We start from the raw sequence: 14819 nt of genomic DNA on the forward strand, positions 1-14819 counted from the left end.
ATGGGACGGGGGCTGCTGAAGCTGCCGGGCATCCGGCCTGTACTGGCGCTGGCATCAGCGCTGGTACTGTTGCAGGCGATGACGATCATTATGCAAGCCAAATGGCTGGCACAGGCCATCACGGCATTGTTTGAAGGTTCATCCGTAACGGAGCAGTACCCGGTACTGCTGCTGTTCCTGGCTGCTTTTGCCGCCCGCTACGCCTTATCCTTCTGGTTACAACTCGTGACATCACGATATGCGGAGAGGACAGGGACCGATCTGCGCAGACAGATGGTGGAGCAGTGGTTCAGGCTCGGGCCGCGTTATGCCAAGACGGAAGGCACAGGCCATCTGGTTACCCTGGCACGTGAGGGAACAGCTCAATACAAGACGTATCTCGAACTATTCATTCCTCGTATGCTGGGCATAGGATTCACACCTATCGTCATTCTGCTGTATGTGTTTAAGCTGGATCTGATGTCCGGGGTTATTCTGATGCTGACACTCCCAATCCTGATCGTGTTCATGATTCTGATTGGTTTGGCTGCGCAGCGCAAGATAGATGGACAATTCAGGTCCTACAAAGCACTCGCTAACCATTTTGTTGATACCTTGCGGGGTCTGGAAACGCTGAAAACGTTGGGACAGAGCAAAACACACGAAGGGTCCATTCTGCGGGTCAGTCAGCGGTATCGGAAGGCGACGATGTCTACCCTGCGCATGGCTTTTCTTTCTTCGTTTGCTCTCGATTTCTTCACCATGCTGTCCGTTGCTTCCGTGGCAGTTGGTCTGGGATTACGTCTGACGGAGGGACATATGCTGCTTGGCCCTGCGCTGACGGTACTAATTCTGGCACCTGAATATTTCCTGCCTGTACGTATGCTCGGCGCTGATTACCATGCCACATTGGACGGTAAGGAAGCCGGAGCGGCTATCAACCAAGTGATTGAACGGGGGAAAGTCGCCGAACAGAAACAAAAAGAAGCCTATGCAAATGTTGTTGCACATCCCGTTACGGCAGAGGACGAGGCTGGATCTACACCATCATTATCTTTGGGTAAAAGGAAAGCCGCTACTTCGACCATACGTGTCGTGTTGAATGATAAAACGGCTGCGGGGCATCTTGCTCCTGCTCCTGATCCTGATCCTGCTTCTGTTTCTACTACTCCTGAGCTTGTTTCTTCCTCTTCCTTAGTGTTCTCTTGGAATGAGAATAGCAGATTGGCTCTAACGGATGTACAGGTACGGCATGATGATGAAGGTCCTTATTCGCTAAAGGATGTCACATTTCAGATTACAGGTCTCGGCAAAATCGGTATTATTGGCGCCAGCGGAGCAGGCAAGTCCACGTTGATTGATGTGTTGGCTGGTTTCCAATTGCCTACGTCGGGTCAAGTTTTGGCTAACGGACAGCCAGTTACATCGGATATGCTCGAATCCTGGCGAAGACAGACGGCAGCTATCCCGCAGCATCCGTATATCTTTAGTGGAAGTCTGGCCGATAACGTTCGTTTCTACATGCCGGAGGCTTCGGATGCGGAGGTGGCTAAGGCCATTAGCGCAGCTGGATTAACCAAGCTACTGTCTTCATTATCCGGTGGACTGCATGAACTTATTGGGGCTGGTGGCAGACAGCTAAGTGGTGGGCAGGAGCAACGGGTGGCGCTGGCAAGAGCTTTGCTTAGTCAACGGAACATCCTGCTGCTTGATGAACCGACAGCTCATCTGGATGTAGAGACAGAGTATCAACTGAAACAGACGATGCTGCCGCTGTTTGAAGGAAAACTTGTATTTTTGGCTACCCATCGCCTGCACTGGATGCTGCATATGGATCGAATTATTGTCATGGATGGCGGCACAGTGGCAGAGACGGGAACACATCAGGAATTACTGGCACGACAAGGTGTATATTATAAGATGATTCAGGCCCAGATGGAGGCGATATAAAATGAAGTCCGGATATGAGCATATGGAGACCGTCCGTAACGGAAAAGAAAAAAATAGCTGGATCGCTCCGTATGTGGCACAGTACCGCTGGAGATTCATCGCAGTCATTGCGCTGGGCACATGCGCTGCCTTGTGTGCGGTACTGCTGCTGTTCACCTCCGGATTTCTGATCTCCAAGTCTGCGCTGCGTCCTGAAAATATTCTGATGGTGTATGTACCTATTGTTGGTGTACGTGCATTTGGGATATTCCGCGCTGTCTTTCGATATATCGAGCGATTGGCAGGACATGATGCCGTACTGCGGGTGTTGGCCGATCAACGGGTGAAGTTATATCGCATTCTGGAGCCACAGGCCCTGTTCCTGCGGTCTCGCATGCAGACCGGAGATGTACTCGGAGCACTGGCCGATGATGTGGAGCGGTTGCAGGATATTTATCTGCGTACAGTCTTCCCTGCGGTTACGGCGCTCGTGATGTACGGTGGGGCTGTGATTGCTTTTGGCAGTGTTGATCTGGGATTTGCGGTGTGGATGGGCTTGTATATGTTATTTCTCGTTGCCGTGTTACCTGCGATCTCGCTGAAAGTGACGTGGAAATGGCGTATACGGCTAAAAAAGGAAAACAGCAGGTTGTATACCCGTCTGACTGACGGTGTGCTTGGACTGGGAGATTGGCTTGCAAGTGGACGAGCGGCCGAATTTGTTCAGCAGCAGGAAGAGGCAGAAGAACAGGTCGACGCGGTTCGTCGCAAGTTGCGGCGCTGGACACGCTGGCGTGATCTGATGGCCCAGTGCGTCATTGGCCTGATGGTATTATCGGTTACGTTATGGGCCGGGAACGCCGCTTCTGTCGGGCAATTACCTGCCGTGATGATTGCTGCTTTTGTACTGGTGTTATTTCCACTTACGGAATCACTTCTGCCTGTAGGGGATGCTGTGGAGCATCTTCCACAGTACCGGGAATCGCTGGATCGCTTGAAACAGCTCGAAGGGAAAGAGCATCTTCCGTTGCAGAATGGAGCCGGTGATGCGGATGGAACGGGCGACTTGATCTCTGTAGTAAATAACGGCAACGTGATGGCTGGACAGCCATCCGAGTCCTTGCCAGCTGCGAATGTTATCCCGGACAGACGAATTCGTCTTCGCATTCCACCCAAACTCAGAGCAGACATCGAGATTAATCGCGTAAGTTACCGTTATGCAGCAGATAATTCCTACGCTGTACAGGACGTATCCCTTCATCTGCCACAAGGCAAACGATTGGCTATTCTTGGACGAAGCGGCGGCGGCAAATCGACATTGTTGAAGCTGATTCAGGGGGTATTACTTCCGTCTGCGGGGAAAGTTCATATTAATAATATGCCTGTGCAGATCCTGGGTGAGAGTGTCACTGATGTCATCGCAGTGTTGAATCAGAGTCCTCACCTGTTCGACACCACGGTAGCCAATAATTTGCGGATTGGTCGTCCACATGCAACAGATGAGGAGATTCGTCAGGTGGCCGCCCAAGTAGGGTTATCCGGTCTGATCGAATCCTTGCCGCTGGGATATGATACACCGATGCTGGAGACGGGGCTGCGTTTCTCTGGTGGGGAAAGGCAACGGATCGCTCTGGCCCGGGTACTGCTTCGGGAGACACCTGTTATTATATTGGATGAACCAACCGTAGGGCTTGATCCGGTGACGGAACGCGAACTGATGCGGACTATCCTGGACAGCTTGCAAGGCAAAACGATGATCTGGGTCACCCATCACCTGATTGGTGCGGAACAGATGGATGAACTTATTTTTATGGAAAATGGAAAGATTGCCATGCAGGGTTCTCACGAACAATTGCTGGCTGGGGAAGAGCGATACCGCCGTCTCATCGAACTTGATCGACCCGGATGGTCTGACTTGCAGACAGTAGAGGGCAAGCTGCCTACTGCCGCTTCCAGATAGCAGGAACTTTCTCGGCAAATGGAAGCGAATAGCGTGTCTCAGGTTCATTAAAACAAAATAACACAACAAGGGATGTCCCCTGTCATATTCATGACTTATGGGACATCCCCTTTTTGCTTCCTGGTGTGGACTATATAAATTGAACTAAAGAATATTTACACTTGCCACTCCGATGACAGAACAACCTTCTGATCGCTGTTATCCCCAGATTTTTTATATTCGGCTTTACAAAGGAGAAAATCTGGTGATAAAGGCGAACGCTCCACTTCTTCAGGTTATTTCTGTCCTCTACGTTCTCGTGTAAATGTTTAGTTCAATTTATATAGTATTAAAAATCGCTACGTCTATGATGTGAATTGATCTGCAGCAGCCAGTCCCAAGGACTTAACACTCAGATTTCCTGTGCCAGCAGCATGGCTGTACCACAGGATTGACGCACAACCAGTTCCGGCTCTACTTTAATGCAACGATTATCCATTTGTTTGTTCATCAGATCGAACAGAATCATGGCAGCAAGGCGTCCAATTTTGTCCGTATCCTGCTTGACGGTTGTGAGCGGTGGATCGGTATAACGGCAGGCTTCGATGTCGTCACAACCTGCCACTGCTATATCTTCTGGAATGCGTAACCCCACTTCCTTAAAGGCGCGAATAGCTCCAAAGGCAAGTAGATCTGTGGCTGCAAACACGGCACGTGGCAGAGTCTTGCAGGCGAGCATTTTCTTGGCCGCTTCGTATCCATCCGCTGCGGCATAATCTTTGCTGTACACAACCCACTCGGGCTTTTCATCAAGACTAAACTGATTTAGTGAACGTTTGAAAGCCATCTCTCTCTGTTGCATCACAAGAGAGGCGCGCTCCAGCCCGATAAAACCAACATCTCGATAACCGTTCATATAAAATTGTTCTACAACTTTGGTTGAGATCTTATCGTTATCGGACATGATGTAACAGGAGCTTTGTCCTGTTAGCTCGATATCTATTCCGATACAAGGAATCGGGCTGGCATCCAGGTCGAATATGCTGCTCTCGACCTCATCCCCCGCAATAATAATACAGCCATCCACTTGAAAATACTTGGATCTCGCCAAGTAGTCCTCACCCTGATCCAGAAACTTCTCATTCGAGAAGAAGAGTAGATCGTATCCAAGCAAGCCAATTTGTTTCTTAAACGCATTGATAACCTGTACGAAGAAAGGGTGGCTGAAATCCACGTTCAGCTTCCCTGCAAACACAACGCCAACGAGGCTGGATTTTTTGGTTGCAAGTGTTTTGGCTGAAGAAGATGGACGATAGCCTGTCTCTTCCATAATTTTAAGCACACGCTGGCGCGTTTCCTCGCTAATATCTGGATAGTTATTGATAATTTTGGACACCGTGGCTACAGACACGCCGGCTAAACTCGCTATCGTTTTGATATTCATAAACATCCCTCGGATTCCTAAACTGGTTTCGCAAACTGGGGCTGTATCGGTTTTTTCGCTTTCTTGCAAGTATTCTATGCTACATAGACCGGAGAGTCAACAGCAGAGAGAGGGTTTCACACTTGAAATGATATGCATCCATCGGTTTGAAGTGATCAAGGATGTTTGTTGCGAAAATAAAGACGAAATTTAGCTCGTAATCTTAATTCTTTTACAGATTTTGAGTCCATTTCTGGGGCTGTATATGAAATTATGTCATGTGCTGTGTTTCGTAACTTTCGTAACTATCGTAAAGTTTACATTGATTTCAACGTATACAGCAATAAATAAAGCTTTTATCAGGCGGTTTGGAGCATGGAAATCAAAAAAACAAAATGACTATTTACAAAATAAAGATCTGAAGTCATAATAAGGGTGAAATTAACGAAACTAATTTCGTAGATTTAATTCAAAAATTTGGGGGACAACGAAAATGAGGAAAATGACGTTAGCCATTGTACTTGTAACCGCTTTATTATGTGTGCTCGCCGCTTGTAGTAACAGCTCTTCGGAATCAGAAGGAACTCAGGCTACAGACAGCAGCAAAAAAGTTACCTTGAAGATCATTCACTGGCAGCAAGAGAATATTAACAACTACATCAAAGCGTTTAATACGAAATTTGAAGCGAAATATCCGGACGTAAAGGTGGAGTATACTACCGTTCCGGCAGACGCGACTTACGATCAGTTGATGCAAACACGGATGAACGCCGGAAGTAATGGGGATGTGGATATCATTCCACTCAAATCAAGCTTTGTAGGCGCTCCGCAGGAATGGTCCAGTGGTGCTGCTGATCCGATGTGGAAGCAATGGATCGATGCCGGGTTAATCAGTGATCTGTCCGATCAATCTTTTATCAAAAACTACAATGAATCGGATGTACAGAACGCAATGACATATAACGATAAGGTGTACGGTGTAAACATGGGCAAGGTGGCATTCACAGGACTGTTCTACAATAAGGAACTCTTCGCAAAATATAATCTGGAAATCCCTACAACCTGGGATGAATTGCAACATGTTATCAAAGTGTTCAAAGACAATGGTGTCGAAGCGCTGGGTCTGGCGGGTAAAGATGTATGGCCAATAGGTCTTGCGGTGCAAGGGCTTCAGGCCTCTATTCATGAAGATCAGCTTGCTTATATCAAAGGTCTATGGACAGGTGAAACCAAGCTGACTGATCCGGTTCAACTTGAAGTCTTGCAGAAATCTCAGGATCTGATGAACAATGCAATGCCTGGTTTCATGGGTATTGACTACGGAACATTGCCCAGTTTGTTCGCTACAGGCAAGGTGGCTATGATTGCTGACGGCACTTGGGATGCAACAACAATTCAAACGGCCAACCCTGATCTGAAGTTTGGATATTTCCCAATTCCAGGTAGCAATGATGCAGCCAAGAACAAAAATCTGGCGGGTAAATACGATATGACCTGGATGGTGGTGGATAACTCACCGAACAAGGATTACGCAATGAAATGGCTTGATATGTTATCGGAGAAAGAGAACTACACGGAATTTGTGAATGCAGCCGGCTTCCTGCCAACACAGCCTGATGTGGAGATGACAAGTGAGTTTATCCAAGGCATTCAGCCTTACCTGGAGGACTTTAAACTATCTTGGGATCAGTTGTTCATTAACCGTCAGAATGTAGGACAGTACATTTCTGAGGCCAGCGTTCACGCAGAGATGCTCAAGCCAGCCGGACCGATTGCAACACCGGAAGAGCTTGCAGGTAAATCCCAAGCGGACTGGGATGCTGCTGCTCCAAAGTAATTCATAATCATTCATATTCATGGCACAAGTTGGCCGCATGCGCCGGAATAGCGCTCGGGTCTGAGCCTTCAGGCCAGACAAGGCTGTTATTCCGGTTTTCTTATGTCTTAGTTTCACCCCATGAAAGGTGTGAGGATGATGTATCCGTTTGGGAAAGGTAAGGCAAGACTGATTCCTTATCTGTATTTGAGCATTCCGTTGTTACTTTATGTTGTGTTTGGCTTCGGTCCATCACTTGTGACGATACTGTTTTCGTTTACAGATGCTACTGGTGTTCGGGGCCAGGAATGGAGCTTTATCGGCTTTGAAAACTATAAAACATTTTTTGGTGCATCCAATGCTGGAGACCGAATGGATGCTATTGGGCGATCCTTATACTTTGCGTTTGCTGTTGTGATCATACAAAATGCAGTGGGTTTGTTTATAGCAATTTTGATCAATAAAAAGCTTAGAGGCGATAAATTATATCGCGCAGTATTCTTTTTGCCAGTGGTGCTGGGGGTTACTGTGTCTGGACTCATTTGGCAACTCGTTGCAAATCCGCTGGGCGGACCAGCCCAGTCCTTTCTGAATTTCTTTGGTACCAGTTCCAACTTTTTTGGCGATTATAATATCGCCTTTGAGCTGATTATTTTTGTTCAAATCTGGATGTACATGGGTTACTCCATGACGATTTTTCTTGCAGGTCTGCAGTCCATTCCGAGCGATCTGTATGAGGCGGGTTACATGGATGGTGCTTCGGGGTGGAAAGCATTTACGAACATTACATTCCCCATGATTGCTCCTGCATTCACGGTTAACATGCTCTTGTCTATCATAGGGGCATTGCAAACCTTTGATATTATCTATGTACTTACAGGCGGCAAGTTCAATACAACGACGCTTGCGTTTGATGTTTATGCTACGGCATTTGGCACAGGAACGGCTGATTACGGTTTGGCTTCTGCTGTTGCGATGATTCAGTTCCTCTTTGTATTTACCATATCGATGGTCGCTTTATTTTACCTTCGCAGAAGAGAGGTGGAAGCGTAATGAAACAGAGCCAAACGTCCAGAATGGTCAGCTACGTTATCGTTCTGCTCATGCTTGCGTTGTACGTTTTCCCTCTATTCTATCTGTTCAATGTATCCATGAAGACACAGACAGAGTATCTGCTCGATCCTGTAGCTCTTACTGAAGGGATCCGGCTTGAGAACTTTTCCGAAGCATGGAACAAAGGGAACTTCTCTCAGTATATGTGGAACAGTGTGCTCTATACAGGGATGTCCACCCTGCTGACGTTGATTTTATCTATATTTGCTGCATTCCCGCTCGCACGCAGATATGTTAAATTCAGCACACTCATTTATATTTTCTTTCTGATTTCCATGTACCTTCCCAACCCGCTCATTCCGCAGTTTTCCCTGATCAATAATCTGGGTCTTTACAACACCCAAATCGGGTACATCTTATTGAAGACGACAGGTACGGGCATTGCCTTTCTCATGTTTGTGGGTTATATCAAATCAATATCGCGTGAACTGGATGAGGCCTCTGCCATGGACGGGTGCGGGTATACAAGGTATCTGTTCACCATCCTTGTTCCGTTAATGAAACCAATCCTGGCAACAGGTATTATTCTTACCGCGATTGGTGTATGGAACGATATTATCGGGCCGACCATTTATTTATCTGATCCGAATTATCAGCCGGTAACCAAAGGACTCTTTACATTTTATGGACAGTACATGAACAACTGGCCGCTGCTCGCCTGTGGCATTCTGATTGTTACCTTGCCACTGGTTGTCCTGTATGTTGCTTTGCAACGTTTCATTGTTGGAGGTGCTATGGCAGGGGCTGTTAAATCGTAAGTTAGAATCACTCCGCTTTAACTGAAAAGAAAAAAAGGCAAGCGATCCAAAAAATATCATAAGAAAGCCACCCTCAACGCAATGAAGGTGGCTTCTATTATTTTCATCGTTATTTTGGTTTTATAACTCCACTAACATCAGAATAATGGAGGATAGACACAGACATGTGCTGACTAGATACAGCACACCCACCACCTGATTTTGATTCAATCCGGCACGCAGCAACCGATAATGGGCTTGACTCGCATCGGCCTGATAGATCGCTTTACCTTGAATGAAACGTTTGATAACGACAAAGATGTTGTCGAAGATCGGTACACCGAGCGCCAGAATCGGAATGAAGATGGACAACATGGTTGCTTGTTTGAATGCACCATCCAGAGCGATAACCGCCAGAATGAAGCCAAGGAACGTAGCGCCTGCATCACCCATGAACACTTTGGCAGGAGCTTTGTTGTACTTCAGATAACCAATCGTTACCCCGACCAGAATGATCGACATGAGTGCGGAATCAGTTTGACCTTTGGCAAGGGCCACGATGAACAGGGTAATTGCCGAGATGGCCGATAATCCGCCAGCCAGTCCGTCCATGCCGTCCGAGAAGTTGATGACGGTTGTCACCCCGAAGATCCACAGGATCGTGAGAATGAATTGCAGCCAGATTGGAAGCATGACATATTCCGCGTTGAAGGGATTCACGAATCCGGTGAACGCAATGCCAGAAGCAAATACGAGTACTGCCGCAGAGACCTGTACGAGCATTTTGGGCAGGGCAGGAAAATCTTTGCCTTTTGTTTTGTACCAATCGTCGACGGTACCAATCGTTAGCAGAAGCATACCACCAGCGACCAGAGCCGCTGTTTCCCATGTGATTTCTTTCGTCAGAGCAATGTATGTCAGGAAAAATCCAGTAAATATCGCGTAACTCGCCGTGAGCGGGATCGGTTGCCTGTGTAGCTTACGCTCCACATCTTCCCGAGGCTTGTCCACAAAATCGAGCCGGTGAGCCAGTCGACCAAGCGGCGGAATAAGCAGAACCACGACAGCAAAAGACACTATAAAAGCCAGTATATATACCATAAACTCGCTTGTTTCACTCCCATCTACCAATTTCCCCTTATTATACGAGTTAAACAGGAAATCTGTCGATGTCATTATTGTAACCAGACGTACGCAAAGGTGAGCAAAAGTTCAGGTTTTATCATCACATTTGAGGAAGATAGGAGCCGAAATAATGTTTTACGGCTTCTGCATGATAGCCATCATCACCTTGCCAGGTTGCTGCAAAGACAAAATCACTGGAACCACCTTTGCGTTTTCTCGGTTTATCTCCAGGAGCCAGTATGTCGGCTGCCGCCCAGATTTCCAGCAGGGCATCTCGCTCCTGTTTGCTGGAAGGGAAGAGATCCTTCCACTTTTTCTCAAGTGAGCGAGCACTGTCTTTGGGGTCTTCCGTCTGAGCTGCTTCAAGCAGGTTGATCAGGATGGCTTGGTCTTCAGGAGTTACTTCATAGTTTGTATCGTTGTCCTGAAGCAGTAATTCCAAATCCATCAGGCAATAGATAAGCCAGCCGTGACGCACGCCGCCCCATTTGATCCGTTCAAAGTTCAGGACGTTTAAGTCGACGTTGATATATTCCTTGTCTGACTGCAAACGCAGGAAGTTACAATCCCCACAGGCACTGGTGTTAGGGTGAAGGGCAGGGCGTTCCGCATAGGTGTGTAAAGGCATGTTCGATGTTAAAGCCCAGCTGGATAATGCGCTGCGCAGATAGACTTTTTTGGTGGACAGACTATGTAAAAAGGCCGAAATCACCCGTTCTTTAAACGAGTCATCCTGATGCATGTCGTATAGACGCTGGACGATCTCGTCATGCGTGATCGTGAGTGGATCGAACATAACACCTTTGCTTTTGGCATATTCAAATTCCTCCCCAGAGAAGGGTAGAGAGGTTGTTTTCCAACCGCCGCCTCCCCAGAACGTGCTCAGCAGTATCTTTGCCGCTTTTTTGTCCATGGTTGAGCCTCCTGTATCCGAATTGCGATTATGATCATTGTGATTCTTCTATCTCAGACCTGCTTAATGTGCGTATTCCGCGGATGTATTCAGAATCATCTCGACTAGTCCTGGAAAACGTGTGTTTAGTTCTTCCTTTCGTAGGGAATAAAAGTGCTGTTTACCTTCAATGCGTGGCTGGATCACGCCAGCTTCACGTAAAATTTTGATGTGATGGGACAACGTGGATTTGGAAATATGGTCTACTTCGAAGGCGGAGCAGTTTTTCTCGCCAGAACTGGCCAGACAGTGTGCAATTTTCATGCGGATCGGATCACCCAATGCATTGCAGACCGTGGTCAACTTCAATTCCGAAGCCATAGGTATCGTTGGAGTTCTCATATCTATGACGTTAGCATAATCGGCTTTGTCTTTCAATGTTTGAAAAATATCGAACTATACCTTGCGGGGAGTATAAGAAGTATGATACATTTCTTTTCAATAGTTCGAAAATATTCGAACTGAAAGATTGGAAAACGGCTTTTTATTTCAGGAGGAATATAAATGAGTACCACTACACTGTTGAACAACTATTTCCGTTTATTTGATGCTTCACGTACAGATGAGCGAGCCATGCAGGATTTATTGTCCCTGTTTACACCGGACGCAGAGATTGTGCTTAACGGCACCAGCCGAACAGGATTCGATGGTTTTATGAAAGCTTTCTACGAATACAATAAGGATGTAAAACATATGTGGGATGCGTGGGTGCAACAGCCCGACGGCAGTTACCAAACGAACTGGGCGGTATGCGGACAAGCGGCAGACGGAACGGTCTATGCCAAAGCAGGCATCGATATCGCACGTGTAAATGATGAGGGACAGATTGTGTATCTGGAGAATGTACAGGCCGACCAGAATGCGTTCAGCAAGTATAATCAGTAATTAAAATCTAGGATTTCAGTTCTATAGTTGTTAGAAATCTGAATCAATAAAAGATAGGAAACCTTAACTCCACCGCTTTTTCATGCTGTGGGGTTTTGTTATACCCAACGTGCTCAATCATTCTTTATAGGGTAGGATTAGAGTATAGAGATGAACGTTATAATTCTTATTTTATTGGAATAAAGAGGAGTGAACTACATGAACGAAGTTGGGAAACGAAACGTCATAGAACCTTTAGAGGTCATACCCATGGTCGGTATTGGACCATTTAAGTTGGGAATGAGTAAACCAGAGGTAGAAGAGATCATTGAGTGCATCACCCCGGAGATTAGTCAGCTCTACAACCAAATGGAGTATGATTCGGGACATAAACTCTATTTCATTGAAGTAACTAATCCACACGATTATCCACCTGATGAATCTGATGTTGTCCTTACATATGATAATATTGATGTTTTTCGAACAAAGGCTGATGATCTCGTTAAGCTAATAGATAGTAAGACACCATATACTCGAGACATCGATGCGGAGTTGGGATTTTCTTTTATTTTCAAAGACATCCAATTGGCTTTGTGGAGACCTAGCGTGATGACCGAAGAAATGATGAATTCAGTTGAGTTTCTGACCGAGTTTACGCCAGAGAATCAGGAACTGGAAAAGAGATTTTTCTATTTTAGGACGGTTGCTGTGGCGGCCCCTGGATACTTTAATAGAACATAAAGGGAAGCTCCAAGAAGCTGAGAGATAAATTTGGTCCATTCTAAATAGAGTTTATATAGTCTGTGCATGAAAAAAAGCCCATTCCCATATGGACATAACCATGGCGGGGTGGGCCTCTTTAACTTACGGCATCTCGTATTAATTCTAACGAACCTGTGACGCGCTATTGAGGATATTTGGCAGAAGTAATTTTCTAACGAACCACAGACACGTTAAAAGGCTACATGTTCAGAAATTTTGCAGTTTTGTGCCCATGAAAGCCGATATAAGGTGGCTCAGGTTCGTTAGATTTTGAAAATATGCTAAAAGCTTCAAATAAGACGTCTACGATTCGTTAGCGTATTCCATGTTCAACGTTTTGACCCTCCGACGTGTAACATCCCACGCCTTCCCTACCCCTGCATCGTCTTATTCTGAAAAGCAGCAATATCCGCATACTCTTCTTCAAACTTACGGGAGATGCGGATGAAGATCGGCAGCAGTTCCCGGTAGACGCGGACACTGTCCTGGTCAGGCTGGTGCCGGTGCGTTGATCCAATCATGCCGGAGACGGCGCTCAGGGAATCGATGCGGCCAAGAGCGTACAAGCCCAGTACAGCAGCGCCGAGGCAGGAGCTTTCGATACTTTCGGGAATGATGACATCCTGATCGAAAATATCCGCCATCATCTGACGCCACAACTCAGAGCGGGCGAAGCCGCCTGTTGCCTGGATTTTTTTCGGCCGACCGATCTTTTCTTCAATCGCCAACATGACCGTGTACAAGTTAAACAACACACCTTCGAGCGCAGCGCGAATCATATGTTCCTTCTTATGGTGCAGCGTCAGGCCGAAGAACGAGCCGCGTGCGTTCGGATTCCAGAGCGGAGCCCGCTCACCTGTCATGTACGGATGGAACAAGAGACCTTCCGAACCCGGAGGTACGTTCTCAGCAACACGAGTGAGCACTTCATACGGATCAATGCCAAGTCGTTTCGCGGTCTCCACCTCGGAAGCCGCAAACTCGTCCCGAATCCAGCGGAAAATAACACCGCCGTTATTCACTGGTCCGCCAATGACCCAGGCATCCTCCGTGAGCGCATAACAGAAGAAGCGTCCTTTTGGATCGGTCACCGGTTTGTCTACGACTGTACGAATCGCTCCACTGGTACCAATGGTCACGGCCACAACGCCTGGATCAATGGCGTTCACGCCCAGATTGGAGAGTACACCATCACTTGCACCGATAACAAACGGTGTGGTGTCCGCAATGCCCATCTCCTTGGCGTACTCCGGGTTCAACCCCTGTTTCAGTACATGGGTGGTCGGTACTAATCGGGACAGGTGTTCTGGCGTAATACCCGCTACATGGAGCGCTTCTGCATCCCAGTTGAGTTTCTCCAGATTCATGAGTCCGGTGGCAGAGGCCATCGAGTGGTCGATGACGTATTCAGAAAATAATTTATAGAAAACATATTCTTTCATGGATATGAATTTGTGCGTCTGTTGGAACAGTTCCGGTTGATCCCGGGTGAGCCACATGATCTTGGTGAGTGGGGACATCGGATGAATCGGTGTACCTGTTCTCAGATAGATTTCGTGACCATTCATCTCCGATTTGAGTACTTCGGTCCATTCAGCACTGCGATTATCTGCCCATGTCATGGCCCGCATCAGCGGTGTACCGTGTTGATCGACAGGCAGAATGCTGTGCATGGCCGAACTGAAGGATACAAACAGGATATCCTCTGGCTTCACTCCCGCTTTGGACGTGGCCTGTTTAACGGATTCGATGACTGCTTTGAAAATATCTTCCGCATCCTGCTCCGCAATCGCAGGTGTGGGGGTGTGCAGCGGATAATCGGCACTGCCTTGAGCCACAATGGTTCCGTTCTGTTCGAACAAGACGGCCTTGGTGGAGGTCGTGCCGATATCTACGCCGATCATATAGGGTGAAGAAGCCATTTTGTCATCCCTCTTTCTTGAATATATAAGTGAAATGAATGCTGTTACACGTTAACACTTCGGGTACAGAAAGCCTTCCGATCGCGTAAATGCGAAGCATATGCTTTCGAAGTAGCTTTCCTCTGGAAAGCTTTTAACTCCATTTCTTCAGGCCCTTTCTGTCCCCTCCGCGCACGTGGCGCCATTCATCCAACTTATATGGCATCTGTTATTTCAACTATAGATAAGAATATCAGACTTGAGGGATGGATCAAAATG

The 14819-nt window shown here is 47.0% G+C and carries 12 protein-coding genes; 7 read left to right on the top strand and 5 right to left on the bottom strand.

The window, feature by feature from the left end; genetic code table 11:
• A complete protein-coding gene (gene cydD, locus AC6CIF_RS07650) occupies positions 1-1929 on the top strand; it encodes a thiol reductant ABC exporter subunit CydD (RefSeq protein WP_498198855.1) in 1929 nt (642 codons plus the stop codon).
• A 1-nt stretch (position 1930) separates the two neighbouring features.
• Positions 1931-3868, top strand: coding sequence for a thiol reductant ABC exporter subunit CydC (gene cydC, locus AC6CIF_RS07655; protein ID WP_498198857.1), 1938 nt, complete (start codon positions 1931-1933; stop codon positions 3866-3868).
• Between the two features lie 391 nt (positions 3869-4259).
• Here cydC and AC6CIF_RS07660 read toward each other — a convergent pair whose 3' ends face one another.
• A complete protein-coding gene (locus AC6CIF_RS07660; protein ID WP_036667984.1) occupies positions 4260-5291 on the bottom strand; it encodes a LacI family DNA-binding transcriptional regulator in 1032 nt (343 codons plus the stop codon).
• Positions 5292-5763: 472 nt separating this feature from the next.
• Here AC6CIF_RS07660 and AC6CIF_RS07665 point away from each other — a divergent pair, with 472 nt between their 5' ends.
• From AC6CIF_RS07665 to AC6CIF_RS07675, 3 genes are all read left to right on the top strand, one after another.
• The gene (locus AC6CIF_RS07665) at positions 5764-7107 is read left to right on the top strand and encodes an ABC transporter substrate-binding protein (protein ID WP_498198860.1); all 1344 of its coding nucleotides are present in this window, start codon (positions 5764-5766) and stop codon (positions 7105-7107) included.
• A 138-nt stretch (positions 7108-7245) separates the two neighbouring features.
• Entirely contained in the window at positions 7246-8139 is an 894-nt protein-coding gene (locus AC6CIF_RS07670) for a carbohydrate ABC transporter permease (protein ID WP_076320327.1), read from the top strand.
• Positions 8139-8957 carry a carbohydrate ABC transporter permease gene (locus AC6CIF_RS07675; protein WP_074092669.1) on the top strand — a complete coding sequence of 273 codons (819 nt, stop codon included), beginning with the start codon at positions 8139-8141 and terminating at the stop codon, positions 8955-8957. Before AC6CIF_RS07670 ends, AC6CIF_RS07675 begins: the two co-directional genes overlap by 1 nt.
• 120 nt (positions 8958-9077) lie before the next feature.
• On the opposite strand, the gene AC6CIF_RS07680 is transcribed toward AC6CIF_RS07675, so the two are convergent.
• The 3 genes from AC6CIF_RS07680 to AC6CIF_RS07690 form a co-directional block, all read right to left on the bottom strand.
• The gene (locus tag AC6CIF_RS07680) at positions 9078-10037 is read right to left on the bottom strand and encodes an MraY family glycosyltransferase (RefSeq protein WP_237177487.1); all 960 of its coding nucleotides are present in this window, start codon (positions 10035-10037) and stop codon (positions 9078-9080) included.
• Positions 10038-10161: 124 nt separating this feature from the next.
• On the bottom strand, positions 10162-10974 hold the full coding sequence (locus tag AC6CIF_RS07685) for a hypothetical protein (protein WP_498198862.1): 813 nt from the start codon (positions 10972-10974) through the stop codon (positions 10162-10164).
• A 63-nt stretch (positions 10975-11037) separates the two neighbouring features.
• Positions 11038-11355 carry an ArsR/SmtB family transcription factor gene (locus AC6CIF_RS07690; RefSeq protein WP_498199198.1) on the bottom strand — a complete coding sequence of 106 codons (318 nt, stop codon included), beginning with the start codon at positions 11353-11355 and terminating at the stop codon, positions 11038-11040.
• A gap of 162 nt (positions 11356-11517) precedes the next feature.
• Between AC6CIF_RS07690 and AC6CIF_RS07695 the strand changes: the two genes are divergently transcribed.
• Complete coding sequence (locus AC6CIF_RS07695; RefSeq protein ID WP_498198864.1) at positions 11518-11898, top strand: nuclear transport factor 2 family protein; 381 nt, start codon at positions 11518-11520, stop codon at positions 11896-11898.
• Positions 11899-12096: 198 nt separating this feature from the next.
• Positions 12097-12618 carry a hypothetical protein gene (locus AC6CIF_RS07700; RefSeq protein WP_498198866.1) on the top strand — a complete coding sequence of 174 codons (522 nt, stop codon included), beginning with the start codon at positions 12097-12099 and terminating at the stop codon, positions 12616-12618.
• 392 nt (positions 12619-13010) lie between these two features.
• Here the strand turns inward: AC6CIF_RS07700 and gntK are convergent, their stop codons facing one another.
• The gene (gene gntK / locus AC6CIF_RS07705) at positions 13011-14561 is read right to left on the bottom strand and encodes a gluconokinase (RefSeq protein WP_498198867.1); all 1551 of its coding nucleotides are present in this window, start codon (positions 14559-14561) and stop codon (positions 13011-13013) included.
• Positions 14562-14819 lie beyond the last annotated feature (258 nt).

Source organism: Paenibacillus sp. GQ49 (assembly GCF_059759055.1).

Coding starts and splice junctions, on each gene's coding strand:
- cydD (WP_498198855.1), top strand. CDS start 1: ATGGGACGGGGGCTGCTGAAGCTGCCGGGCATCCGGCCTGTACTGGCG.
- cydC (WP_498198857.1), top strand. CDS start 1,931: ATGAAGTCCGGATATGAGCATATGGAGACCGTCCGTAACGGAAAAGAA.
- AC6CIF_RS07660 (WP_036667984.1), bottom strand. CDS start 5,291: ATGAATATCAAAACGATAGCGAGTTTAGCCGGCGTGTCTGTAGCCACG.
- AC6CIF_RS07665 (WP_498198860.1), top strand. CDS start 5,764: ATGAGGAAAATGACGTTAGCCATTGTACTTGTAACCGCTTTATTATGT.
- AC6CIF_RS07670 (WP_076320327.1), top strand. CDS start 7,246: ATGTATCCGTTTGGGAAAGGTAAGGCAAGACTGATTCCTTATCTGTAT.
- AC6CIF_RS07675 (WP_074092669.1), top strand. CDS start 8,139: ATGAAACAGAGCCAAACGTCCAGAATGGTCAGCTACGTTATCGTTCTG.
- AC6CIF_RS07680 (WP_237177487.1), bottom strand. CDS start 10,037: ATGGTATATATACTGGCTTTTATAGTGTCTTTTGCTGTCGTGGTTCTG.
- AC6CIF_RS07685 (WP_498198862.1), bottom strand. CDS start 10,974: ATGGACAAAAAAGCGGCAAAGATACTGCTGAGCACGTTCTGGGGAGGC.
- AC6CIF_RS07690 (WP_498199198.1), bottom strand. CDS start 11,355: ATGAGAACTCCAACGATACCTATGGCTTCGGAATTGAAGTTGACCACG.
- AC6CIF_RS07695 (WP_498198864.1), top strand. CDS start 11,518: ATGAGTACCACTACACTGTTGAACAACTATTTCCGTTTATTTGATGCT.
- AC6CIF_RS07700 (WP_498198866.1), top strand. CDS start 12,097: ATGAACGAAGTTGGGAAACGAAACGTCATAGAACCTTTAGAGGTCATA.
- gntK (WP_498198867.1), bottom strand. CDS start 14,561: ATGGCTTCTTCACCCTATATGATCGGCGTAGATATCGGCACGACCTCC.